This is a genomic window from Wenyingzhuangia sp. (assembly GCF_039768515.1).
GTDB lineage: Bacteria > Bacteroidota > Bacteroidia > Flavobacteriales > Flavobacteriaceae > Wenyingzhuangia.
The window spans coordinates 1-26,128 of sequence record NZ_JBDNAI010000071.1 but is presented as its reverse complement, the minus strand read 5'-3'; the positions used below and the strand labels follow the sequence as shown (position 1 = coordinate 26,128).

The following is a 26,128-nucleotide window of genomic DNA, read 5'->3' as shown; positions in this document are numbered from 1 at the left end:
GTCTGGGAATATGAAATTGAAGCTGAAATGATTCATGAGTTCATCCGCAATCGATCTAAAGGTTTTGCCTATACTCCTATCATTGCTTCTGGCTATTCTGCCTGTATTTTGCACTATATAGAAAACAACAAAAAATGCAACTCTGGAGACTTAATCTTAATGGATACAGCTGCTGAATATGCCAACTATTCTAGTGACTTGACTCGGACTATTCCTGTTGATGGTACATATACCGATCGTCAGAAATCTGTATACCAGTCTGTATTACACGTAAAAAAAGAAGCCACCAAAATGCTTAAAGAAGGAACAGCATGGAAAGTATATAACGAAGAGATAGGAAAATTGATGACCTCAGAATTGGTTAAACTCAAGTTATTAGACAAAGCAGACCTTCAAAACCAAAGCCAAGAAAACCCTGCTTATAAAAAATATTTTATGCATGGAACTTCTCACCATTTGGGATTGGACACCCATGATTATGGAGATTTTGAAAAAGAAATGAAAGCCAATATGGTTTTAACTGTTGAACCTGGGATCTACATCCCTAAAGAAAATTTAGGGATAAGACTTGAAGATGATGTAGTCCTTCAAAAAAACACAGAACCCCTAAATTTGATGAAAAACATACCTATAGAAATAGAAGAAATAGAAAGCCTTATGAATACCTAAACAACTTTGCAGCCCAAAAAAAATTGATTTCAACAAAAATAAACGTTATCTTAGGATTCCAACTTTTAAAAAAATCATATGGCAATAAAAAAAACGATCACCAAGGAAGAAAAAATTTTGGTATCAGATTATATGGTACCTAGAAATCAATTGATCACTTTTACTCCAAAACTAAGCATCGGAGAAGCCATGCAATTATTGGTGACCAATAATATTGCAGGAGCTTGTGTTGTAAATGAACATGATGAAATTCTGGGGATGATCTCAGAGGGAGATTGCATGAGAAAAATCGCAAATAGCAGGTATTATAATATTCCTTTACACGACCAAACGGTAGAAGAATACATGGAGACTATTATAGAAACTATTAATGGAGATACCAATATTTTTGATGCGGCTAATCAATTTTGTACTTCTAGAAGAAACCGTTTTCCCGTAGCAGACGGAAACAAGATTATTGGACAAATTAGTAGAAAAGATGTGCTTAAAGCAGCTTTGGAAATGAAATAAAACAGCAAATTCATCTCTAAAATCTCCATTTTTGAACTCTATTTAAAAACGGAGATTTGGATTGTGTTCTTTGTCCTAGCTAATAAATTCTCCATTGGCTATATCCCCTTCAGAAGGCGCAATAAATGACACTTTCCCGTCTTTGGTATCTGTCATTAAAATCATCCCTTCACTGTCTACACCACGTAATTTTCTTGGTGCCAAGTTGACCAAAACGGATACTCTTTGCCCTATAATATCTTCTGGCTTGTAACTCCCAGCAATTCCAGAAACAATTGTCCTTATGTCTATTCCTGTATCTACTTTTAACACCAATAACTTTTTAGCTTTTGGCATTTTTTCAGCTTCTACAATTGTTCCTGTCCTGATGTCTAGTTTGGTGAAATCCTCAAAACTTATGATTTCTTTCTGTGGCGCTACATCTTTTACTTCGGCAGCATTTGCTAATTTTGTAGCTTCTAATTTGTCTATTTGCGCCTGAATTTGAGCATCTTCTATTTTTGAAAACAACAATTCTGCTTTGCCTATGGTATGTCCTGCAGGAATTAAAACCTCTTTGTGCTCAACGTCCTCCCAAGCATTAAATACGCCTTGTTGATTTAAAATCCTTTTTAATTTTATGGCGCTAAAGGGCAAAAATGGCTCAGATAATACAGACAATGCTGCAGCTATTTGTAACGCTACGTACATAATGGTTTGGGTACGAGCTTCATCGGTTTTTACCAATTTCCAAGGCTCTTCATCTGCTAAATATTTGTTTCCTAGACGAGCCAAGTTCATCATTTCCATTAACGCCTCTCTAAATCTATATCGTTCCATAGATTTTGAAATTTTATTAGGAAATTCTTTAACCTCTGCCAATACATCTTGGTCCAATTCAGAAAAATCTGAAGGAGAGGGTACGATTCCTTCGTAATATTTATTGGTTAGGACTACAACTCTATTGATAAAGTTTCCAAAAATAGCAACCAACTCATTATTATTTCTTGCTTGAAAATCTTTCCACGTAAAATCGTTATCCTTTGTTTCGGGTGCATTAGCGGTCAAGGCATAACGCAATACATCTTGCTGATCCGGGAATTCTTTTAAATATTCATGGAGCCAAACTGCCCAGTTTTTTGAAGTTGACAATTTATTTCCTTCTAAATTTAAAAACTCGTTAGCTGGTACATTTTCAGGCAGGATGTATTCTCCGTGTGCTTTTAACATCGCAGGAAAAATAATACAATGGAATACAATGTTATCTTTTCCAATAAAATGAACCAGCTTGGTGTCTTTATCTTTCCAGTACGAAGTCCAATCTTTCCCTGTGGCTGCTGCCCATTCTTTGGTAGATGAAATGTATCCAATGGGTGCGTCGAACCAAACATATAAAACCTTTCCATATGCACCTTCTACAGGAACCGGTATTCCCCAGTCTAGATCACGTGTTACCGCTCTTGGCCTCAAGCCGTCATCTATCCAAGATTTTACTTGTCCATATACGTTTGGTTTCCAATCGTCTTTGTGGCCTTCTAAAATCCATTGTTTTAGAAAAGCTTCATGTTTGTCTAAAGGTAAAAACCAATGTTTGGTTTCTTTAACTGTGGGTATGTTACCCGTAATTGCTGATTTTGGTTTGATTAAATCGGTTGCGTTATGAGACGTTCCACATTTTTCACATTGATCTCCATAAGAATTTTCATCTCCACATTTAGGACAAGTTCCTATCACAAATCTATCTGCCAAAAACTGATTGGCTTCTTTATCGTACAACTGGTGTTCAACTTTTTCTATAAACGCTCCTTCTTCGTACAACTTCGTAAAAAAATCAGAAGCCGTTTCATGATGTATTGAAGCAGATGTTCTAGAATAATTATCGAAAGAAATACCAAAATCTATAAAAGACTGCTTGATGATCTCATGATATTTATCAACTATGTCTTGAGGTGTTACTCCTTCTTTTTTTGCTTTGATCGTAATGGGTACTCCATGTTCATCTGATCCTCCTACAAAAGCTACATCTTTTCCTTTGTTACGTAAATAACGTACATAAATATCGGCAGGCACATAAACTCCAGCCAAATGACCAATATGTATAGGTCCATTGGTGTAAGGTAAAGCAGTTGTGACGGTATATCTTTTAGGATTATTCATGGATTACATTATTTTAATGAGCAAAAATACAATTCTGAGTTGAAAGATTATAAAATAGAGGGTTGAAAGATCAAAATGATTTGACCAAAAGAAAAATTAATTATTTAACGTTTACTAGTTTTATTTGTATCTTGAATAAAAAACATGAAACCTATATTTTATCAAATTCTCTTCTTTTTTTGCTTTTGCTCTAGCTATGCTCAAACAAAAGACAAACCAAAAGTGCTAGATGCTAAAATAGAAAATACACAACAAACGAAAGAAGAAAAATATACCCGCTCTATTCCTTCTAAATATTTCATGACCAACTCGGCTATTCCTCTTAAAAAAAACACTGGATACTACAGCAATACTGTTTTAGCAATCAACTCCATACAGCATGGAATTAGTGATTACATCTCCGTAGGTTTTTCTTATAGCCCTTTATTTGTCTTTGATGAATTCTTATTCTTTACACATGCAAAGGCCAGTTTACCAATTGCTAAATATATATTTGTGAGCGCCGAAATTAAAATTGTAAGTTTTCCACAAGGAAGCTTAATGGGTTTAGGTCTAGGTACTCTTACTTTTGGAGATCACAAATCAAATCTTAGTTTCTCAGCTACTCATGTCTTAGAAAAAAACAATCAGAATGAAAACTCATCATTTCCTCGTTATATTGTATCGGGAACCCATAAAATCAACAGAGTGGTTTCATTCATTACCGAAAACTTTTTAAGCGATGACCGTGAGAACCATTATTATTATTCTGGAATACACGGAATTCGGCTTGCTCTTAGAAAAAATGCTTTAGATATTGGAGCATTTACCACCCCTTTTTTAAGTGGAATATTGGCTCTACCCTATGTTAGCTACACGGTTACATTCTAATCGATTGCTAATTTATAATCAAATGATTCTAGTTTTTCACTTAATGTATTGATTTCTTATTGGAAATGATTTCACCATTTCAGCTAACTTAAAACCCTTCGATAAAATTAGTTCACAGTAATTCCTTATTTTTGAACAACAAACTCAGTTTATGAAAACCTATTTTAGGCTCATTTTTTTCTTTGTGATTACTACCATGAACAGTCAAAACATCACTTTTAAAACTCCTGATTTTTTACAAAAGGGAGATACCATTTTAATTGTTTCCCCTGCTGGAATTATAAAACAACAGGATGCCATTCAAAAAGCAAAAGAAACTTTTGAAAACTGGGGATATAATGTTAGTATTGGAGATGCCGTTTTCAACGAATATCACCATTTTGCCGGGACAGATGATGAACGCTCAAAAGACTTTCAATGGGCACTAGACCATCCTACTGCCAAAGTTATTTGGTGTGCTCGGGGAGGGTACGGATCGGTAAGAATTATAGATCAATTGGATTTTAATAACTTTGCCAAACACCCGAAATGGATCGTTGGCTATTCTGACATTACTGTGTTTCACAATCAATTACACAATCTAGGATTCCAATCTATTCACGCTCCTATGCCTATCAATTTTAAAGAAAACTATCTTGCCATTGAAGAAAGCATAGAACAGCTACACTACATTTTACAAGGTAACTTACCTCATTATAAAATACGTTCAAATCCCTCTAACAAATCAGGAACTTGCAAAGGAGTATTGGTCGGTGGAAACTTAACCATCTTAGAAAACATGGTCGGTACAAATAGCTGCTTTTCGACCAAGAATAAAATTCTCTTTATTGAAGAAATTGGAGAATATAAATATCATATTGATCGACTTTTGAGAGCTTTGGACAGAAAAGGATATTTTGAAGAATGTGCTGGGCTTGTCGTTGGAAATTTTACTGATACAAAAAAAAATTACCCTGAATTTGGACAAACCATAGAAGAAATCATTTTAAGCCTTGTAGAAAAATATAACATACCCGTTTTATTTGATTTCCCTGCGGGTCACGAACTAAAAAACCTGGGCCTTATTTTCGGTTCTGAGATTTATATGGAGATTGATAAAAACAACTCTTCCATTCAATTTATAAAGTAAAATTTCGTTTGGTTTATAAGGGCTGATTTGTTGTTTTACATCTTTGGCAACAAAAACAACTTCTAAGACAAAACTCATGGCGACTCACAACGATTTAGGAAACTTTGGTGAAGCATTAGCTGCTAAATATTTAACGGAGAACGGATATACAGTTCTTGAAAAAAACTGGCGTTATTTGAAAGCAGAAGTTGATCTCATTGCACATCAAAACAGGACTCTTGCTATCATAGAAGTAAAAACAAGAAGTACAGATTCTTTTGGAAGTCCTGAGGAATTTGTTACCAAATCTAAGATAAAACTGCTCATCACTGCTGCTGATGCTTACGTACAAAAAAGAAATTTAGATGTCGAAGTTCGTTTTGATATCATTGCTATTGTCAAAAACAACCAAAAAACCGACATAAAACATATCAAAGAAGCTTTTTTAAGTTTTGAATAATTACTTCAGCATTTCTCTGACCGCTGAGAAATCATGAGGTTTGCCTATAATTTGTTTGTTTTCATCTAATAGAAAATAAGAGGGTGTTGCATGTATATCGTAAACGATTGCCTCTTTACTATCCCATTTTCCTAAAGCAACGATGTTTTTCCAATCGTTGTACTGCGCTTTTATTATCTCACGCCAGTTTGCCAAAGAGGATTCGTTTTCAAGAGCAATCGTAATGACCGTTGTGTTTTTATGATTGTTGGTTATTTCTTCAACTCTTGGCAACTCCTCTGAACAATGAGGACATTCGCTACTCCAAAAAATGATTAGATAATTGTTGTTTCCCTCTAGAGAGTGCAAACTTTCTTGGTCTGAAATTTTAAAATCAGGAGCTATTTGCCCTACCATAGTCTTCGATTGGATCTCAATGGTTGAAAGTAATGTTTTGTTTCGAAATTCTTCTGGAATGGTCTTGTACAAATTGATTAAAGAGGACAGAACCTCACTATTCTGTTTTTTCAAAAACACCGTCATGAACCAACGCAATACATGTTCTTTAAATATATCCTCCTTCGTTTTGGCTAATATTTTTTCAATCGCACGCAAATACAATTCATTCTGTTGATCAATTGCTTCTACTTGATGCAAATAAAAAACATAAGTGTTTAGTCTCTTTTTGATGAACATGGAGTTTCTCAATATTAAATTTTGAAAATCTAACCCCTCTAAAAAAGACTTTATGATATGATTTAAATATTCGTCTGGTAAATAAAATGGTAGGGGAGCATTGTGCCTTCTTGAGGCTTTTATGAAACTTAAACAGTAATACTCTTTTGCCAATTCTTCATAATATTGTTGCGCTCCGTCAACTTTTTCCTTTATTTCTTGATATTTTGATCTACTTGTTTTTGGGTTTTTAAAATATGAAATTTGAACTGAATCTAATTTGTTTTGTAACTGCCCAACACTGTATTGATAAGCTTGTAGCAACTGGTTTTCTTTGGAAGCTAAAAATTCAACAGAAGATTGTCCCTCTGAACTGTTTATGGTAAAATTGACCAACTCATGGTTGTAAATAAAATCAACATACCCCGTTTTGATATTTTGGTATAAAACCCTGTAAACACCCTTAGGTAGTCCTTCCATTGAAAAAGAAAACTGCTTTGATTCTACATTTGTATACTTGATGTAATCAGGGTTGCCATCAATAATTCGATACAACGCAACGTCTTTAACAGAGTTTTGATCCGTAAATTTTCCAGACACCATATTTTGTGCTCCTAGAAACTGAAAAGCAATACACAGTAAGAAAAAAAGGATTTTTTGCATATGATTACTAGTCATAAATTATTTCAAAACTATTCGCCAAAATACCTAACAATTGCCTCCTTCATCAATAAAGTTTGCTCTCCTGGTTTTAAATTTGGTAAACTTTCTAAAGCATTATAATGAGGCCAACCGTCATCATCAAAATATTCAAATTCATAATAACCATAGGGCTCTAGTAACCTACAGATAGCGATGTGCATTAAATTTAATTTCTCGTCTTTTTTAAAAACCTTATGTCCCTGACCCAACTCTTGAACTCCAATCAAATATAAGATGGCATCAACATCCAAAGTGTCACCATCCGCGAATTGGTCAGACAAATCTTTCACTACTTCATGCCAACGTAATTTTAACTGCTCATCATTTACCATTGTTACTTTTTTATACAAATATAAGAAGTCTTATAGGGTAAAACCATAAAACTGTATCTTTGAATTAAATTTATAATATGGAGGTTCTTGATATTGTCATTACTGTCATTTTACTCTTTGGTTTTGTAAAAGGTTTGATGAAGGGGCTTTTTGTTGAAATGGCTTCATTGATTGCTTTAATTGCTGGTGTATATGGAGCGATTCACTTTTCTTTTTATGCCAAAGGCTTTCTTATGAAATCTGTAACCTGGGAAGCAAAATACATATCCCTTGCTGCTTTTGCCATTACATTTGTTCTGATTGTTGTCTTAATTTCTTTAGTAGGAAAATTACTAACTAAAATAGCTTCTCTAGCCGCACTAGGTTTGATCAATAAAATTCTAGGGGGTGTTTTTGGAGCTTTAAAACTAGCGCTCATCTTAAGTGTTCTAATCGGTTGGTTTGAAAAAATTAATGTAATGATTCCGTTTGTCGGAGATGAAGAAATGGAACAGTCTATTCTATACAAACCCACAAAAAAGCTAGCGACTACTGTTTTTCCTGTTTTACTAGATAAACTAGACGATTTTAAAGAAAACAAAAATGAAGAAATCAATTAGTATTTTGGGTTGTGGCTGGTTGGGTCTTCCGCTAGCAAAGTCTCTTGTCGATGATGGATTTACAGTCAAAGGAAGCACCACTACTACTGATAAATTAGAAGTTTTACTCTCAAATCAAATTCAACCTTACGTATTGAATATTGAGGATAAAATTGATGGGAATTGGCCACATTTTATACAATCTGAAATCCTTTTAATCAACATTCCTTTCAGAAGACAAAAACCTTTTTATCATACTTATAAAAGCCTGATCAAATCTTTAGAACAATCTTCCATAAAACACGTTATTTTCGTCAGCTCAACAGCAGTATACGCAGAAGTAAATAGAGAAATTACCTCGACTGAAAACTTTAAAGTAAATCCTGCAAAAAAAGAATTAATTGATTTTGAAACGTTGTTTAAGAACAACTCTCGCTTTGACACTACTGTTATTCGCTTCGCAGGATTAATAGGTGGTAATAGAAATCCTGGCCATTTTTTTAAAGATGACAGAATCGTTAAAAACGGACTGGCTCCTGTAAACTTAATCCACTTAGAGGATTGTATCGGTATTATAAAGACTGTCCTCAAAAAACAAAAGTGGAATGTTACTTATAATGCAGTGGCGAGTACCCACCCATCGAAAAAGGACTTCTATGAGCTTGCAACCACTCAATTAGGAAAAAAACCCGCCATATTTAAGGAAGAATTAGATAGTTTTAAGATCATCTCAAACCAAAAAACACAAGAAGATTTAAACTATGTTTTTGTTTACCCAGACTTATTAGAATCCTTATCTGTTTTTAGAAAATAATTAAATCGTATTTTCTAATATCGTTTTTAAATCTTGATGCTTAAAAGAAAAACCTGTTGATTTTATTTTTGTGTTGTCCACTGCGCTACCCTCAAGTAGAATAGTAGCCATTTCACCAAAAAGATTGTTCAACACAAAAGCTGGTACTTTTGGCATAAATAGGGGTCTATGCAAAATGGAAGCCATTTGTTTGGTCACCTGTAGATTGGTACTGTTTACAGAAACAGCATTATACGCTCCTTGCACACGATCACTTTTCAATGCATGTAGATATAGATTACACAAATCCTCAATATGAATTAAAGACATGACTTGTTTACCTGTTCCTAGCGCACTACCAAACCCCATTCTAATTGGTATTGCCATTTTTTGTAATGCTGAACCGCTAGTTGCACAAACCAATCCGGTTCTTAAATAAACCGTTCTAATTCCCAACTCTACGAAATTTTCTGCCGCTTTCTCCCATTTCTGACAGACGTCTGCTAAAAAATCTGTTCCAAAATCATCAGACTCTTTGTGCACAAGACTTGTTGTTTTTACTCCGTAACAATCTGCACCTGACGCAGAAATAAATGTTTTGACTTGATGCTTGTTTTCTTTGAGCGTTTTAAAAATAAAAGCAGCCGTATCTACTCTACTATCGACAATACTTTTTTTCTGCTTTTGAGTCCACCTTCCTTCACCAATATTGGTACCCGCAAGATGAATAATATGATCTGCACTACAAACTGCTGCCACATCTATTTTCTGGTGGGGCACATTCCAATGTGCGTATGACAAATTTTCAATATCAGATTTTTTATTTGTCCTCGATAAAATGACGACTTTATAGCCTTCTGCTAAGAACACTTTTTGAAGATGTTCACCTACTAATCCTGTTCCTCCTGTAATTAAAACTTTTGTCATAAATCAACTTGTAAAGTTATTGTTAAAGGTACGAAACAAACGGACTACCCTAAAGGCAAAAAAAGAAAGCCTCGTTATTTAAAATAATTATGCTTGACCCACCCATTCTATGAAAATTGACTACCTGTGTTTCCTTTTAATGCATACATCAGGGTGAGACCAACAATTTTCTTCATTACAATTTTTTAATCGCTTGGCTAGAAATCCAACCGACTTGACCGTCAGTAAGTTTGATTTTCTCCCAGTCCCCAATCACATCAATTACGCTAACTTTTGTTCCTTCGTGTAACACAAAATTTTCAGTAGCACTTTCTCTTGGTGCGTTTTTCACTTCAACTTGATTTGCAAATACAATCGCATAAGTTGTGTTTTGCTTTCTTTTGTATTGTTGTGCTGTAATAACTAAACCGATCAAGCAAGAAAGACTTGTGATCGTCGCTAGTGTGAAGTATAATTTTTTGACACTCGGCTGCGTACTAAAAAAGAAAAGCATCCAAATAAGCCCAGCTATTAAGGAACATGAAACCGCCAAAATAGCCCAAGTATCATATGGAAAAACCGCTAAAAATAAATCATTAAATTTATCAAACGTAGATTTAGGGACCGCTTTTATATTGTCGATAATACTCCTGTTGGCATATTCTAGATTAACCTTTACGTCTATTTTTGCAGGATCTAATGCCAGTGCTTTTTCATAAAAATATATCGCCTCTGCCGTAAAGTTTGTCTTGTAATATGCGTTGGCTAAATTAAAGTAAACCTCAACAGACTCGTAGCCTTGATTGATTACTTTTAGGTACGTCTCTATTGCTTCGTTGTACTTTTCTTCTTGATATTGTATATTTCCTTGTTCAAAGAATTCTTGGGGCGTTTTCGCTTGAACTGTACCAATGGCTAGTAGAAGAATCGCTAGTATGAAATTTTTCATGATATTGGTTTTATAAGTTTTTATCTAATTCTGTAATGACTTGCTTCGCTTTGTCAAAATCTTCCTTCATTTTTTCATCCGATGATGCTGCATATCTAGCAAATTCACAAGCACTGAAAACCTCTATAAACTGTGTGATTCCCTCATCAGACACTTTTTTTCTTGTTAATATTTCCGCAATGCTGTCCTTACTAATTTCAGTAGTTTCTATCTGTAATTTTGCTTTTAAATAATGATGTAAGGCTTTTTCTAAAGCACTATAAAAGGTAGCTCTGTTACCGAGTTCTTTTTTAGCACTTGCCAAATATTTTCTTGTCAATTTATCCGATTTTCTATACTTCTTTCTTCGAATATCTCTACTCAATTCTCTCTGCTTTCTCGAGGCAAACAACCCTAACGGTATGATAAACAAAGGCAACAACAACAAAACATAAAACAACTTTGTCTTGTAAAAATCTTCTTTTTGTATTCTTTGTAAATTTGTTGAGGTCAAGATATATCTAAAGTCATCTCCAATTGCTTTAACTGTCTGCTTCAAGGCGCCTTGGCTATAATCCTCCCCTAAGCTAGTTGCTAAATCCTTTCCTTCGGTTACGTTTAAGACAATTTCATCTGAAGTTATGGTGTAATATTTATTGTCCTTAGGGTTAAAATAACTAAAAGAAGTTGAGGGTACTTTAAATTTACCTTTATACTGAGGAACAACGGTGTAAGCATTCTCAACACTTCCCCTTAATCCTGTTGCAGTAACACTAACTTTTTCTTTACGCTCGGGATCATAGACTTCTAATTCTCTTGGTGTAATCACATTTGGCAATTCAAACAACTTTAAGTTCCCTTTTCCTGATACTTTTACTTTAACTTGAGCCGATTCGTTGGCTTTAAAAACAGACCTACTGGTATTTACCTCGTATGAATAATCACCAACAGCTCCGTTAAAACTTTTCGGCTTTCCTTCTAAAGGCAAAGGTTTAACATTGATTACTCTTTTTTGAGAAATAAATTTTTGACTTACATTTCTAGTGATCATATTTCCAAAAAAATCTCCTCTTCCCGTGGGTACACCAACAACTAAATTGGCAGACATTGGATTTACGGTTAACACACCGCTGCTTTGTGGAATCAACACCACCTTGTGTAAAACTGCATATTTCCAAAGCTCACCTTTATATTTTCCATCTTTAAACGTGGGGTTCTCGTTCTCCAAAACTTGACTCCAAAACCCTTCGTAATTGGGGGGAGTATCAACGCTATAATTGTTTATACTCAATTGATTCACATACAATCTATATTCAGCGTAAATGGGTTCTCCAACATAGGGGTTTTGATTAGAAATCGTAACCACTATTTTTACGTTCTGACTGGCAATATAATTTGGGTCATTCGGGTTTTTAGGCAAATCAATAGCGTCTACTACCTTTAGTGTGATGGCATTAGAGGCAACTTTTTTTCCTTGATATTCAATAGTTGCTGGAGGGAGTGTAAACGTTCCTTTGGCGAGTGGTTCTAAAAGATAAGAATAGGTTTTAGAAAATTTATTTTCAGCTTTACCATTTACATAGGAATATGAATTACTAACTGATTGACTAGGACCCTGGACGACCTTAAAATATTTAAAATTCGGAAGCTCGAAGTTATCTGCATCTTGTTTGTTGATGTTATATTCTAATCTAAATCTCTGATTTTCTCCTAAAGTTTTTTTACTTGTTCTCGCAGTTAGATTTACCTGTGCAAACAAACTTGTACTTATAAAAAACAAGAAGAAATTAATAATTTGAAATAAAAATGTATTACCAGTCTTTTTCATTATTATCTTTTTTTACTTTTACTTTTTGAGCGTTTACTTTTTCCTGTGTTTTTTGTTCTTCATTGCTCATAGACTCTAACAGTTGTTGAATTTGTTCAGGGGAGAGTTTAGATTCTTTAGTTGGAGAAGGCTGCTCTTGCTTATTCTCATTTTGCTGCCCTTTTTGATTTTCTTTATCCTCCTTGTCATTTCCCTGATTATCTTCCTTCTCCTGTTTGTCCTGGTCTCCCTCTTTGTCTTCCTTGTCATCTCCCTCTTCATTCTTGTTTTCTTGATCTTTATTCTTTTTGTCTTTATCCTCCTTATTGTCTTGATTTTGATCTTCTTTATTGTCTTCACTCTGCTGATCTTGTTTCTCCTTTTCTTTTTTAGCAGCTACATATTTTTCACGTAATATATCATCCGTAGGGTTTTTTAGGAGTGCCTGTTTATATGATGCTAATGCTTTTTCTAAGTTCTTTTGCTTTTTGAAAGTATCTCCTATCAATTCATTTGTTTTGGCTTTATCTTCTTTTTTCTTTGCTAATTTGTTAGCCAATTGATATTGTTCTCCTGCCTCTTTATACTTTTTTTGCTGAAACAAAGCATTCCCTAGATTATATGCCCCTTTGTAATAAGTGCCTTCTGCTGCCAAACTTTTTTGGTAAGCAATAGTAGCGTCTTCTAACCTATTTGTTCTATAAAGTTTGTTGCCCTCTCTCAATTGTTTTTTTGCTTCGTACAATTTCTCTTTGGATAGCGTTGTTTCTTCTTGTGAAAAAGAAGAAAATGAGCTAATCGCTAAAAAAAACACCCATAACTTTTTCATTTTATTCCTTATTTTCATTAAACAAGTCAACTTTTTTTACCCATTTGGTTTTCTTTTCAAAGACAAACATATCTAGGACCAACCAAATAATTCCTAGCCCTATAAACCATTGAAACTGACTCTTGTATTCAGAAAACTGCTTAGACTCAAATTCAGTCTTTTTGGCTTTAGATAACACTTCAATAATTTTATTCACAGAAGTAGAAGTTTTATTACCATCAACGTAAAAACCATTAGCTTTCGCGGCAATTTCTTGCAAAACTTTTACGTGCCTTTGAGTAATTACAACTTCTCCGTTTTTATCTTTTTTCAACCCTTTTTTGAAGCCATTTACAACCTCAGGAATCACTCCTCCTTTTTCAGTTCCAATTCCAATTGTAATTACTTTAATTCCTTCTTCACCTATGCTTTCAGCTTTATCAATGGTGTCTTCTTCGTGATCTTCTCCATCAGATAAAATGACCAAATATTTATTGGTTTGATCTTCATTGTCATAATATGTTTTAGCCATGTTCAATGCCTCATTGATAGCTGTCCCTTGGCTAGAAACCATATCTGGTGCTGCATTCTTCAAAAAAAGCCTTGCTGCAGATTGATCCGTGGTAATGGGCAACAATGGGTATGGATTTCCTGCATATATAATAACACCTACTCTATCACTCCCTAATTGATCAATTGTTTTAGATATAATTTGTTTTGCTTTCTCTAAACGATTGGGCGCAATATCTTCAGCCAGCATACTTTTTGAAACATCTAAGGCAAACACAATATCCACCCCTTCTCGTTTCACGGTTTCTAACTTTATTCCTATTTTTGGATTGACCAGAGCTAGAACCAAAGATGTAATTCCCAAAGACAAAAACAACCACTTCACTGTTGCTTTAAAAGTAGAATAATCAGGAGCTAATTTTTGAATCAACTCAGAACTTGCAAATGCCTTTTGTGTGTTTTTTTGCCACCAAAATTTATATAACAAAACCCCCAATAACAGGGGCAATATAAATAGCATGTAAAAATATATAGGTGCTTCTAATCTTTGCATAATTTAAGTTTATATAAAACTTTTAAACCAAGTGTTTTTAAGTACATATTCTATGATCAACAACGCCAATGCCATAATCACTATATTTCTATAAAGTTCATCGTAATTATAATATTTTAAGTCTTCTATTACGGTTGTCTCTAATTGATCAATTTCATCATAGATGGTCTTTAATTTTGTATTCGATGTAGCTCTGAAATATTTACCCCCTGTTTCCTCTCCAATATACGTCAGTAATTTTTCATCAATTTCAACTTGCATTGGTTTATAAATTAACTCTCCATTATAATCTTTAGCATAAGGCATCTCGGCCATACCATTGGTTCCAACACCAATAGTGTAAACTTTTATCCCTAATCCTTTTGCCAATTCCGTGGCCAACTTAGGATCTACTGAACCTGCAGTATTCACTCCGTCTGTCAACAAAATAATCACTTTACTCTTAGCCGTGCTTTGCTTCAATCTATTTACGGCAGAACCCAGTCCCATTCCAATCGCTGTCCCATCTTCTATTCCTCCATAGGCAATAGACTTTATCGTTCTTTTTACTATGGATTTGTCTGTCGTAATTGGAGTTTTTGTATAGCTTTCCCCAGCGTACAAAACTACTCCAATCCGATCATTTGGGCGTTTATCAACAAAATCTTCCGCTACGTTTTTTAACGCCTCCAGTCTATTGGGTTTCAAATCTCTTGCCAACATAGATCCTGAAACATCAACAGCCATTACAATATCTATTCCTCTATTCTTCTTGCTTTTGGTTGTAACTCCAACGTTTCTTGGTCTAGCCAGAGCAACAATCAATAAAGCTATTGCCATTACCCTAAGTACCCACAAAGCGCTGTAAATATGATTATATATGCTTGGTGCTTGTACAGATTTTATAGAAGAAATAGACAGCTTTGCTTGATTCCTATTTTTACTGATATACAACCATATCGCTAAGACAGGAATGACAGCCAGTATCCATAAAAACCCGGGCTGTGTAAATTCAAAATTACTGTTGCTTATCATCTTCTACTTCTTCCTTTTTTGATTCAACAATCTTATGAATGGTTTCAATAATACTTGAGGCATTAGATCGATGGCCCTGAATTTCCATTTCTATGGGTTTCTGTTTGGCAAATTTTACAAAATCTCCTTGAGACAGTAAATCTCTTAATATAGATAACGTCTCTTTATCCAGTCCTAATTTCTGTTGTTTGTTTTCTGACACCAATAAAGTCATCATTTCCTCTGTAGTTGTTTCTAACGCTTGGATGAACAATTCATTTCCAATATACTTTCTTACAATATCTGTTAGTTCAGAATAGTATTCTTTAACCTTATCGTTTTGCCATAATTGTTTTTTCTCTAATTTTTTTAGCTCTTTAGTTGCTTCTATATAAGGTGGAATAACAATTTTCTTTTGTTTTACAGGTTCTTTTTTATTTCGAAACAAAAAGTATAATGCGATGACAAAGATAATAACAGCTAATCCTATATATACATAACTTTTGACCCAATACCACCATTCTCCAAATGTATAGGCCTCTTCCTCTAAATCTTTCACAGAATAATATTTAGCTAATTTTACTGTATCTACAGAAATTGTAGAAACGTTTATCAGTAAAGAATCCGTAAAATACGCTTTAGCGTCTATATAAACTTGTTGCTTCTTGATATAAAAAGCTCCGCTATCAAATCCAGTGATTAAATATTTTTTTAACAACTCATTCTGAAGTGTGTCTACCCCTAATTCTTCAGCTACTTCTAACCCTTCTAAATTTGATAGCTTTGGAAAAACAACATTTCTGTTAATTGGGGCGGATATGGTGTAACTAATCTGTTCCCCAATTCTAATGTTTGTAGTATCTGTTTTTACCTCTATATAAGGTTTGGTTTGCGCCATTACTACAATACTTAAACCTATAAAAAGACTTGTAATGATTTGCTTCATATTTATCCTCGTTGTTTAAAATACGTCAATAATTTCTTTACGTAATTTTCCTCTACACGACAACTCAACACACCTGCTCCGCTCTTTTTAAATGCATCCTCGAAATTATGTTTCCATTGGGTAAATTGCTGGTGGTATTGATGCCTAACTTTTCTCAAAGAAGTATTGACTAGTTTGGTTTGCCCAGACTCTGAATCTACCATGGGAACAAGACCAATTTTAGGCAAAACCTCATCAAATTGATCATATATTCTAATGCCTGTAACATCATGTTTGTTGGCAACTATTTTTAGTGTTTGCTCATATCCTTCGTCCATAAAATCTGAAAGGATAAAAACGATAGCTTTTTTCTTTAAGACATTAGATACATATTTTAATGCTGTGTTGATGTTTGTACTTTTACTTTTAGGCTCAAACTCTATCATTTCTCTAATGATACGTAACACATGACTTTTTCCTTTTTTTGGCGGTATGTATAACTCTACCTCATCAGAAAAAAGCAACAACCCAACTTTATCGTTATTCTGTATGGCGGAAAAAGCCATTGTCGCAGCTATCTCTGTAAGGGTTTCTCTTTTAAACTGTTGTTTTGTTCCAAAATTTCCAGAACCGCTGATGTCTACCATCAACATCATCGTCAATTCTCTTTCTTCTTCAAAAACTTTTACATAAGGCTCGTTGTATCTTGCAGTGACATTCCAATCTATGCTACGAATATCATCACCAAATTGATATTGTTTTACCTCACTAAAAGTCATTCCACGCCCCTTAAACGAACTGTGATATTCTCCTGAAAATATGTGATCAGACAAACGACGTGTCTTAATCTCAATTTTTTTAACTTTTTTTAAGATTTCTTTGGTTTCCATTTTGGCTATTGATTATTGGACGTCTCAGTTATGGTTATTTGGATGGTTAGTTAAAAACAATCAAAAAATAACAACTAGTAACCACTATGGCACTTCTACTACATTTACAATTTGGTTAACAATGTCCTCAGCAGTTACATTCTCTGCTTCAGCTTCATACGTAATCCCAATACGATGACGTAAAATGTCCAATACCACTGCTCTAACGTCTTCAGGGATAACATAACCTCTACGTTTGATGAACGCGTGACATTTGGCCGCTTTTGCTAAAGAAATACTACCTCGTGGAGAAGCTCCAAAAGAAATCAATCCCTTTAAATTTTCTAAACCATACTTTTCTGGATAACGAGTAGCAAAAACCAAATCAAGAATATACTTCTCAATTTTTTCATCCATGTACACCTCTTGAACTATTTCTCGAGCTTTTCTAATTTGCTCTAGAGAAACAACTGGATTTACCTGTTCATATGCCCCTGATAAATTTGCTCTCATGATCATTTGTTCCTCCTCTAACTTTGGATAATCAATGACTACTTTCAACATAAATCGATCAACTTGTGCTTCTGGCAAGGTGTAAGTTCCTTCTTGATCTACTGGATTTTGAGTTGCCATGACCAAGAAAGGTTCTTCTAGTTTAAATGTTTCGTCGCCTATCGTAATTTGTCGTTCTTGCATGGCTTCTAGCAAAGCCGACTGAACTTTTGCAGGAGCTCGATTGATCTCATCTGCCAATACAAAATTTGCAAAAATAGGACCCTTTTTAATTGAAAAATCATTTTCTTTCATATTATAGATCATGGTTCCAACGACATCGGCAGGCAATAAATCAGGAGTAAATTGAATTCTACTAAAGGCTCCATCTACCGCTTTTGATAGGGTGTTTATGGCCAATGTTTTAGCCAAACCTGGAACTCCTTCTAAAAGAATATGCCCGTTCCCTAGCAACCCAATTAACAATCGATCAATCATGTGTTTTTGACCCACGATAACTTTGTTCATCTCCATAGATAATAAATCTACGAATGCACTTTCTCTTTCTATTTTTTCACTGATGGCTCTTACGTCTACTTCCATTTTGTATGGTTTTAATCTTATTCTGATACATTATTAATCAATTTGTGTACCAAAATACAACATTGAGGTCAATTATGTAAATTTGACAGATTTTAATACACAAAAAAAGTCAAGAAAAAATCCTGACTTTTTTTGTGTAATATACTTAAGTTTACGGTAAAAACTCCTCTACTTTAAGGATTCCCTGATCTAAAACACCGTAAGTGTTATAGGTAATCCAATCGCCCGTATTCACGTATTTAGACTGTTGAGATAAGTCAAAAATCATAGGTAAATGTCTGTGCCCAAACACAAAATAATCATAATGTTTTTCGGCTAAAACTTGCTTGCAGTACAAGATTAAGAACTCTTTATGTTCCCCCAGGAAATGAACATCTTCAGCTCCAGAAATAGATTTGTTCTCTCTAGACAAATAAAAGCCTAAAGACATTCCTAAATTTGGATGTAACCTAGCAAACAACCATTTACAAAATGGATTGGTGAAAATTTTCTTGATGAATTTATATCCATAGTCACCAGGACCCAAACCATCGCCATGACCCAATAAAAAAGTTTTCCCTTGTAATGTAAATGCTTTAGGCTCTCGATGGACTGGAATGTTTAATTCTTTTTCAAAATAGTCATGCATCCATAAATCATGGTTTCCTACAAAAAAATGTATTTCTACCCCTGCATCTTTCAATTCTGCTAACTTTCCTAAGACCCTAACAAAACCTTTGGGTACTACTTGCTTATATTCAAACCAAAAATCAAATAAATCTCCTAACAAAAACAATACTTCAGCATCATTTTTTATCGTATTCAACCAAGAGACAAAAACTTTTTCTCTAGGCAAACTTTCTGCTGAACTTTTAGCTCCAAAGTGTTGATCGGAAGCAAAGTAAATTTTTTTATTGCTCAAATCTATTGGTTTTGTTGTAATGATTTAACTTTCAAAATATAAGGATCTCTCTGATTTACCAACTGATAATAAATACGGTCATCCATTAAATTGCTCGCAAAATTTTCTTTCAATAAGTGGTTTAACATTTCTTGATTTGTGAATTTGTAAGGAGCAACATATTGCTTGAACTCTTTTTTTATTTCTTTGGTAACTTTAAAATTTGTAATGAAATTACTTTCATTAAAATCTTCTAATTCATTTCTGTGTTTATCTAAATAACCATAAACAAAGTTATTGATAAGATTCAACTCATAATAATTGAGGCCATTAATTGTATCTAACGGCACAAAAATATCGGGTATTATTCCACCTCCACCATAAACAACTTTACCTTTTGGTGTGGTGTACTTTAAGGAGTCTACTACTTTAATACTATCCTTATGAAATAATTCTCCCGCTAAGTATCGACTCCTAACTTCATGTTCATATTTTTCTTTATCTACATATGGTTTTTGAATCGATCGGCCAGTGGCAGTATAATATCTAGCAATAGTTAATCTCATGGCAGAGCCATCTTTAAAATCTAATTCTTGCTGAACCAGTCCTTTCCCAAAAGTCCTCCTACCTATAATAGTTCCTCTGTCATTATCTTGTAAAGCTCCCGAAACGATCTCACTCGCAGATGCTGAATTTTCATCCACCAATACATAAACACGACCCTTTTCAAAGGAACCTTTGGCAGTAGCAACATTATTTTTTTGACGTCCGCTCTTATTTTTTGTGTAAACGATTAAATTACCATCCGGTAAAAATTCATCACAAATCTGATCTGCAACATGCATATACCCTCCTGGATTTCCTCTTAAATCTAAAACCAAATCCTGAATGCCTTGGGCTTGTAATTGATCTAAGGCATGCTTAAACTCATCATAAGAAGTCATCGCAAAACGTACTAACTTTATATATCCTAAGCGGTCAGATATTTTGAAAGATACAGGAACGCTTTTGATTGCAACCTTACCTCTAGTAATATTAAAATCAATTGGTTTCCTGTTACCTGGTCTATATACCTTCACCAATACTTGACTATTCTCAATCCCTTTTAACTTAGACACAATAGCATCATTTGTAATTCCTGAGCCGAACAAAGTATCCTTGTCTGCCATAATGATTCTGTCCCCAGCTCGCAAACCTGCTTTTAAACTTGGACCCCCTGGAATTACTTTTACCACAATAACACTGTCTTTTTTGACCACAAACTGAACTCCAATACCCACAAAGTTTCCTGCCATGTTTTCTCTGTTATAAGCTTGAGTTTCCTTAGAGGCATAGGCAGAATGAGGATCTAACTTGTCTAAAAGATCAGCAATCAATTCATCTGTGATTTGCGCTACATCAACATCATCAACATATTGATTTTCTATAAATTTTAAAGCAGTATTTAACTTACTACTTACGCTATTCGCTGAACTTACAGGGTACATTCTCCCTGTATTTTTAATGTTAAAAAAACTTCCTATAATAATACCTAGAGCTATTGAAACTCCAATATAAAAAGGAATATTGTTACTTTGTTTCATCAATATCTAATTTCAATAATTTAACCCCCGCCTTTCTTAAAAAATCTATCCCCGTGGTATCTTTATATTCTCTGGCATAAACAACTCTTTCAATTCCTGATTGATGTATTAATTTACTACAATCTTTACAGGGGGACAAAGTAATGTACAAGGTCGCGTTTTTAGTAGACTGTGTTGAGGAAGCAACTTTAAGAATTGCGTTCGCCTCGGCGTGGAGTACCGTCCACTTGGTCTCATAATGTTCATCTTCACAACAATTTTCAAAACCCGTTGGAGTACCATTATAACCATCGGAAATAATCATTCTGTCTTTTACAATCAGAGCGCCTACCTGCTTTCTTTGACAATGCGATAGTTTAGCCCACTCAGCAGCCATTTTCAAATACGCTGTATCGTATTTCAACTGTTTTTTATCCAATACCTTATCCATATACGCTTGTATTACAATAGTCTTTTCACAAAAATAACATCTTATTACAACATCTTACCACAAATTTAGATATAAATGGATAATATTGCATTGACAACCAAATTATATTAAATGAAATTTTATTTCTCCTTTTTATTTATTCCTTTTTTATTTTCTTGCAATGAGGCTTCCAAAAGCAAAAAAGAAAATAAAATGACTAATGCTCAAATTCACAGCATAGACAGCGTAAGTAATGAAAAAGCTAATGCGTATTCTGATATGATTTATTTTGAAGGAGGAAATATTACAATCGGTGCAAACGACAGAACACCCTTAGAGAGTCCAGCATTCAATATTAAAGTAGCTCCTTTCCATTTAGATGTCTACCTTGTGACCGTTTCTGACTTTAGCGTTTTTGTGAATGCAACTAACTATATAACGGATGCTGAGAATTACGGCGACTCGGGGGTTTTTGACTTTGAAAAGTTAAACTGGATGCTACGCTCCGGAGCTACATGGGAATATCCTCTAGGTCCTAACGCAAAAAAAGCCATTGGCAATCATCCTGTAACTCAGGTTAGTTGGAACGATGCTGCAGCTTACGCCAAATGGGCTGGAAAAAGATTGCCCACAGAATACGAATGGGAATTTGCGGCTAAAAATGGAGAAAATTTGAAATACCCTTGGGGAAATGATCCAAAAATAAACAACTCTTTCATGACCAATGTCTGGGATGGAAAAACCATACAGGACCAAAAAGTTCTTGATGGATACCTTTACACCTCTCCTGTTGGAAGTTTTCCTGCAAGTAAAAGTGGGGTTTACGATATGGTAGGTAACGTTTGGCAATGGACAGCTACGACATTTTCTCCCTACAACACCGACAACGCTTTCAATAAAAAGGTAAAAGTTACTAGAGGTGGGTCTTTTATGTATGATAAAGCATTAGAGTTAAGTTACACCAATACTTTTAGAGCTCAAAACACTGTAGACTCCTCCATATTTAATATGGGCTTTAGATGTGCCAAATAAATCACTAATTTTTTAAGCATACTGTTTTGAAACAAATCCTACTATATTTTACACTCGGTTTATATATGGTTTCCTGTAAACCAAAACAAGAGAACAATTATAGGAAAATAGATGCCAGTACGATTTTTACAAACACCGATAGCATACCCAACAAACATTATGTAGGTAGTAAAAAATGTAAAGAATGCCATCCAAATCAATTTAAAGATTGGGAAGGGTCACACCATGACAAGTCAATGCAAAAGGCCAATAGACTGAGTATTATTGCCCCTTTTGATGGAGAGGTTTACAAAAGCCAAGGTGTTACCTCTACCTTTTTTAATCGTGAAGGTAAATTCTATGTAAATACTGAGGGACGTGATGGTAAAAATCACGATTTTGAGATCCTTTATACTTTCGGTATTAGCCCACTACAACAATACATCGTACTTTTTCCTGATGGACATTATCAATGTTTAAGAACTGCCTATGACACTCAAAAAAACAAATGGTATGATTTGTATCCTGATTTTAAAGTTATTCACCAAGAATGGTTGCACTGGAGCAGAGGAGGTCTTAACTGGAACTCCATGTGTGCTGATTGCCATAGTACCAACGTAAAGAAAAACTACAATGAAAAAGAACACCTATACAAAACCAATTTTGCTATCCTAAATGTGAGTTGTGAAGCCTGTCATGGGCCGGGAAAAGAACATGTAAATCATGCTCTAAAAAATGGGGAAAACTACAAAACTGATGGTAGTATGCAAATGATAGGTGTTAATTCTAAAGCTTTGGTAGACGCTTGTGCAAGATGTCACGCACGAAGAGAAAATGTCACCCTAAACCACACGCCTCAAGGCACTTTCTTAGATCATTATTTCCCTCAATTAATCACACAAAACATATACCATGCCGATGGACAAATACTAGACGAAGACTACGTCTACGGCTCTTTCATACAAAGTAAAATGTACCACAATGGTGTCAGTTGTAAAGATTGTCATAACCCACATTCTAACCAGCTAAAATATGAGGACAATAGATTGTGCACACAATGCCATGAGGAAGCTACTTTTAACACAAAGCGCCACCACAAACATCAAATGGGAACAACTCAAGCTTTATGCATCAATTGCCATATGCCTGGCAAACATTATATGGGAAATGATTTTAGAAGAGACCATAGTTTTAGAATTCCAAGACCCGATTTGAGTCTTAAATATGGAACTCCAAACGTCTGCACTGGCTGTCACAAAGACAAAGAGGATCAATGGGCTTATGAACAGTTTGTGAAACTATACGGTGTTCCTAAAGAGAACCATTTTTCAGACAAATTAGCTCCGGGTATACTTGGAAGAGTCGGAGGAAAAGATAGTTTAATGATGCTGGCACAGGATACTATCTATCCAAATATTGCAAGAGCGTCTGCAGTTTCTTCCCTTAGAAATTATTCAGAACAAATTAATATTCCTAAAGTATTAGCATTTTTACAAGACAAATCTCCCTTAGTAAAGGCTGCAACAATAGACTTGGTAGGAGATTTAAATGTCGCAGGGAAATATTACAAAACTGTTTTACCACTGCTAAAAGATCCTAAAAGAGCCGTTCGCGTCAAGGCCTTTTTTGCCTTGAGTGGGGTTTCTTTTTCAAATATACCAGAGAACTATAAAGGAATTTATAACAACGTTAAAATTGAATTTGCCAATCAGTTGAAAGCAACTGCCGAGTTTACTGGTGGTAGAATGAAACGTGCTGAATACTATCAGAAAATTGGGAAAAAACATAAAGCCATTGAAACCTTAGAACAGGCATTGACATTAGACCCAATCAATAATATTGTAAGAACTACTCTGGCCAATTTATATTATCAAGTAAAAGAGTACCTAAAAGCTGAGGAAGCATACAAAACCATTATCGAACAAGAGCCTGGTTTTGGCTTGACAAATTACGAATATGGTTTAATGCTAAACGAATTGGGAAGACCAAATGAGGCTATAATTCAACTACAAAAAGCAATTCTATACATGCCTAACAATGATCGAATTGCATATAACCTAGCCCTACTTTACTTCAAAAATCAACAAGAAAACAATGCGATTTCAATATTAAAAACTCAAATCAATCGAAATAAAAACAACACCGATTTAATTTATTTGATGGCTTACATTCACAATGAAGTAGATGAAATAAACCTTGCTAAAAAATACACTAAGCAACTTTTAGAAATTGCACCAAACAACCCACAATACTTAAAATTCTATCAAATTTTAGACTCAAAAAAAAGATAGGTTCATTTTAAATTTGACACCAAAAAAAACGCGCTCGATTTAATGAGCGCGTTTTTTATAATTTTATCCTTTCATTTATGACAATTCGTCAAACTGAATATTCACTTCCAATTTATCTGCCATCAATTGATTTATTTTCCTTTTCAATCCCGGAATTTTAATGTCTTTGACTGCATCAGAACAAAAAGCAAACGTTAATAACGCTTCAGCCTCTGATTTTGGTATCCCTCTTTGCTGCATATAAAACAAAGCTGATTTATCCAATTGACCAATCGTACAACCGTGAGAACATTTTACATCATCTGCAAAAATTTCAAGTTGAGGTTTTGAATTGATGGTGGCTTTGTCTGAAATTAGCAACGAATCATTTTGCTGATAAGCGTTAATTCTTTGCGCTACTTGATCTACGATCACTTTTCCATTAAAAACCCCGGTGGCATTTCCTCCGTAAACCCCTTTATAGGTCTCGTTGGACTGACAATCGGGAGACTGGTGTGCAACTAAAGTGTGATTGTCAACCAATTGATTCTCTTTTAAAATAGTGACTCCATTTAATATAGAATCACAACCGGAACCATTTTGATAAAATGACAAATTATTTCTAGTGATATTTCCTCCGAAAGAAAAGGTGTAAACAGATGCAATCGTATCTCTTTCCTGAGACACAAAAGTAGCATCTACCAAAGAAGCATCTTCTTTGTCGTTCTGAACTTTATATAAATCAAAAATCCCATTTTGAGCAACAAATACCTCAGTGACTGCGTTTGTAAAAGTGGCTACATTTGATAAAGATTGATGACGTTCTATAAATTTAACTTGGGCATTTTCACCCACCATGATTAAATTTCTAGGCTGTAACAACATCGCCGTAGTTTCACCCGAAGCAAAATAAACCAACTCTATTGGCTTTGACACTATTTTACTCTTCGCTACCTCAATAATAACCCCTTCATTGGTAAAAGCAGTATTCAAATCCGTCAAACTACTCTGTCCTTTGGCTAAACTATTATATTTGGTTTTAAAAATGTTCTCATAAGAAGCATCTTCAACTGCATGTGATAATAACTTCATAGAAATCTCGTCAATCGCATCTGACAATAAAGGATGAAAAACACCATCGATAAAAACCATTTTATAGGAATCTACCCCATCCACCAAATAAGGAGCGATTTTTTCTGGGGCTATAGAACTGGTTTTAGCGGCTTCTATCCCGTAGTCCTTTTTTAAGATACTTCTTAAGCTGGTATACTTCCATTCCTCATCTTTGGTTGTTGGAAAACCTTTTTGAGAAAAAGCTTTAAAAGCTTCTTTTTTATAATCTTCTACAGTTACATTTTTAGTCGTGACCTTAAATGCTTCTTTTAATTTATTCTGTAAACTCATTTTTTTTCGTTTGTGAAGTTGTCACCCTGGATCATGGCACTGGACCATTACCATACCATCTACTTTAACCAATCGTATCCTTTAGCCTCTAATTCTAAAGCCAATTCTTTACCTCCTGATTTTACAATTTTACCATCTGCTAAAACATGAACAAAATCTGGAACAATATAGTCTAACAAACGTTGATAATGAGTAATAACAATTACCGCATTGTCTTTCGATTTTAATTTATTGACTCCATTGGAAACAATACGTAAGGCATCAATATCTAATCCTGAATCTGTTTCATCTAAAATGGCTAATTTTGGCTCTAACATTGCCATTTGAAAAATCTCATTACGCTTTTTCTCTCCTCCAGAGAAACC

25 protein-coding genes and 1 pseudogene are annotated in these 26,128 nt (G+C 34.5%); 9 read left to right on the top strand and 17 right to left on the bottom strand.

What is annotated here, in order from left to right:
- Together ABF281_RS04355 and ABF281_RS04350 are read left to right on the top strand one after the other, a co-directional pair.
- On the top strand, nt 1-669 hold a 669-nt coding region (locus tag ABF281_RS04355; RefSeq protein ID WP_347180469.1), incomplete at its 5' end, for a M24 family metallopeptidase.
- 78 nt (nt 670-747) lie between these two features.
- Nucleotides 748-1,179, top strand: a complete 432-nt coding sequence (locus ABF281_RS04350) for a CBS domain-containing protein (RefSeq protein WP_347180468.1) — start codon at nt 748-750, stop codon at nt 1,177-1,179.
- 75 nt (nt 1,180-1,254) lie between these two features.
- Here ABF281_RS04350 and metG read toward each other — a convergent pair whose 3' ends face one another.
- On the bottom strand, nt 1,255-3,315 hold the full coding sequence (gene metG, locus ABF281_RS04345) for a methionine--tRNA ligase (RefSeq protein WP_347180467.1): 2,061 nt from the start codon (nt 3,313-3,315) through the stop codon (nt 1,255-1,257).
- Nucleotides 3,316-3,459: 144 nt separating this feature from the next.
- Between metG and ABF281_RS04340 the strand changes: the two genes are divergently transcribed.
- The 3 genes from ABF281_RS04340 (at nt 3,460) to ABF281_RS04330 (ending at nt 5,753) form a co-directional block, all read left to right on the top strand.
- Entirely contained in the window at nt 3,460-4,185 is a 726-nt protein-coding gene (locus ABF281_RS04340) for a hypothetical protein (RefSeq protein WP_347180466.1), read from the top strand.
- Nucleotides 4,186-4,336: 151 nt separating this feature from the next.
- Nucleotides 4,337-5,314, top strand: a complete 978-nt coding sequence (locus tag ABF281_RS04335; RefSeq protein ID WP_347180465.1) for an LD-carboxypeptidase — start codon at nt 4,337-4,339, stop codon at nt 5,312-5,314.
- Nucleotides 5,315-5,390: 76 nt separating this feature from the next.
- Complete coding sequence (locus ABF281_RS04330) at nt 5,391-5,753, top strand: YraN family protein (RefSeq protein ID WP_347180464.1); 363 nt, start codon at nt 5,391-5,393, stop codon at nt 5,751-5,753.
- On the opposite strand, the gene ABF281_RS04325 is transcribed toward ABF281_RS04330, so the two are convergent.
- Both ABF281_RS04325 and ABF281_RS04320 read right to left on the bottom strand, forming a co-directional pair.
- The gene (locus tag ABF281_RS04325) at nt 5,754-7,070 is read right to left on the bottom strand and encodes a redoxin domain-containing protein (RefSeq protein ID WP_347180463.1); all 1,317 of its coding nucleotides are present in this window, start codon (nt 7,068-7,070) and stop codon (nt 5,754-5,756) included.
- 29 nt (nt 7,071-7,099) lie between these two features.
- Complete coding sequence (locus ABF281_RS04320) at nt 7,100-7,441, bottom strand: hypothetical protein (protein ID WP_347180472.1); 342 nt, start codon at nt 7,439-7,441, stop codon at nt 7,100-7,102.
- 77 nt (nt 7,442-7,518) lie between these two features.
- On the opposite strand from ABF281_RS04320, the gene ABF281_RS04315 reads away from it, so the two are divergent.
- Nucleotides 7,519-8,040, top strand: coding sequence for a CvpA family protein (locus tag ABF281_RS04315; RefSeq protein WP_347180462.1), 522 nt, complete (start codon nt 7,519-7,521; stop codon nt 8,038-8,040).
- Entirely contained in the window at nt 8,024-8,833 is an 810-nt protein-coding gene (locus ABF281_RS04310) for an NAD(P)H-binding protein (RefSeq protein WP_347180461.1), read from the top strand. The genes ABF281_RS04315 and ABF281_RS04310 overlap by 17 nt, the downstream gene beginning before the upstream one ends.
- Here the strand turns inward: ABF281_RS04310 and ABF281_RS04305 are convergent, their stop codons facing one another.
- The 12 genes from ABF281_RS04305 to ABF281_RS04250 all read right to left on the bottom strand — a co-directional run bounded on the left by ABF281_RS04305 (nt 8,834) and on the right by ABF281_RS04250 (nt 21,099).
- Complete coding sequence (locus tag ABF281_RS04305) at nt 8,834-9,739, bottom strand: TIGR01777 family oxidoreductase (protein WP_347180460.1); 906 nt, start codon at nt 9,737-9,739, stop codon at nt 8,834-8,836. It lies immediately after the preceding gene.
- Between the two features lie 175 nt (nt 9,740-9,914).
- Entirely contained in the window at nt 9,915-10,667 is a 753-nt protein-coding gene (locus ABF281_RS04300; protein ID WP_347180459.1) for a tetratricopeptide repeat protein, read from the bottom strand.
- Nucleotides 10,668-10,677: 10 nt separating this feature from the next.
- Nucleotides 10,678-12,474 (bottom strand): BatD family protein, encoded by a 1,797-nt coding sequence (locus ABF281_RS04295; protein ID WP_347180458.1) that lies wholly within the window; start codon nt 12,472-12,474, stop codon nt 10,678-10,680.
- On the bottom strand, nt 12,458-13,282 hold the full coding sequence (locus tag ABF281_RS04290) for a DNA primase (protein ID WP_347180457.1): 825 nt from the start codon (nt 13,280-13,282) through the stop codon (nt 12,458-12,460). Before ABF281_RS04290 ends, ABF281_RS04295 begins: the two co-directional genes overlap by 17 nt.
- A 1-nt stretch (nt 13,283) precedes the next feature.
- Nucleotides 13,284-14,324 (bottom strand): VWA domain-containing protein, encoded by a 1,041-nt coding sequence (locus ABF281_RS04285; RefSeq protein WP_347180456.1) that lies wholly within the window; start codon nt 14,322-14,324, stop codon nt 13,284-13,286.
- A gap of 9 nt (nt 14,325-14,333) precedes the next feature.
- Nucleotides 14,334-15,335 carry a VWA domain-containing protein gene (locus ABF281_RS04280; RefSeq protein ID WP_347180471.1) on the bottom strand — a complete coding sequence of 334 codons (1,002 nt, stop codon included), beginning with the start codon at nt 15,333-15,335 and terminating at the stop codon, nt 14,334-14,336.
- Nucleotides 15,322-16,263: a hypothetical protein gene (locus tag ABF281_RS04275; RefSeq protein ID WP_347180455.1), complete on the bottom strand. Its 942-nt coding sequence runs from the start codon at nt 16,261-16,263 to the stop codon at nt 15,322-15,324. The genes ABF281_RS04280 and ABF281_RS04275 overlap by 14 nt, the downstream gene beginning before the upstream one ends.
- Before the next feature lie 2 nt (nt 16,264-16,265).
- On the bottom strand, nt 16,266-17,132 hold the full coding sequence (locus tag ABF281_RS04270) for a DUF58 domain-containing protein (protein ID WP_347180454.1): 867 nt from the start codon (nt 17,130-17,132) through the stop codon (nt 16,266-16,268).
- A gap of 84 nt (nt 17,133-17,216) precedes the next feature.
- Entirely contained in the window at nt 17,217-18,206 is a 990-nt protein-coding gene (locus tag ABF281_RS04265; RefSeq protein ID WP_347180453.1) for a MoxR family ATPase, read from the bottom strand.
- A 151-nt stretch (nt 18,207-18,357) separates the two neighbouring features.
- Nucleotides 18,358-19,113, bottom strand: coding sequence for a UDP-2,3-diacylglucosamine diphosphatase (locus tag ABF281_RS04260; protein WP_347180470.1), 756 nt, complete (start codon nt 19,111-19,113; stop codon nt 18,358-18,360).
- Complete coding sequence (locus tag ABF281_RS04255; protein WP_347180452.1) at nt 19,110-20,669, bottom strand: S41 family peptidase; 1,560 nt, start codon at nt 20,667-20,669, stop codon at nt 19,110-19,112. Before ABF281_RS04255 ends, ABF281_RS04260 begins: the two co-directional genes overlap by 4 nt.
- Entirely contained in the window at nt 20,656-21,099 is a 444-nt protein-coding gene (locus ABF281_RS04250; RefSeq protein WP_347180451.1) for a dCMP deaminase family protein, read from the bottom strand. The genes ABF281_RS04255 and ABF281_RS04250 overlap by 14 nt, the downstream gene beginning before the upstream one ends.
- 192 nt (nt 21,100-21,291) lie before the next feature.
- On the opposite strand from ABF281_RS04250, the gene ABF281_RS04245 reads away from it, so the two are divergent.
- On the top strand, nt 21,292-22,110 hold the full coding sequence (locus ABF281_RS04245; protein ID WP_347180450.1) for an SUMF1/EgtB/PvdO family nonheme iron enzyme: 819 nt from the start codon (nt 21,292-21,294) through the stop codon (nt 22,108-22,110).
- 65 nt (nt 22,111-22,175) lie between these two features.
- Nucleotides 22,176-24,380: a tetratricopeptide repeat protein gene (locus tag ABF281_RS04240; RefSeq protein WP_347180449.1), complete on the top strand. Its 2,205-nt coding sequence runs from the start codon at nt 22,176-22,178 to the stop codon at nt 24,378-24,380.
- A 75-nt stretch (nt 24,381-24,455) separates the two neighbouring features.
- Here the strand turns inward: ABF281_RS04240 and sufD are convergent, their stop codons facing one another.
- Both sufD and sufC read right to left on the bottom strand, forming a co-directional pair.
- On the bottom strand, nt 24,456-25,763 hold the full coding sequence (gene sufD, locus ABF281_RS04235) for a Fe-S cluster assembly protein SufD (RefSeq protein WP_347180448.1): 1,308 nt from the start codon (nt 25,761-25,763) through the stop codon (nt 24,456-24,458).
- Nucleotides 25,764-25,822: 59 nt separating this feature from the next.
- Nucleotides 25,823-26,128 (bottom strand): annotated as a pseudogene (gene sufC / locus ABF281_RS04230) (Fe-S cluster assembly ATPase SufC); the annotation flags it as partial.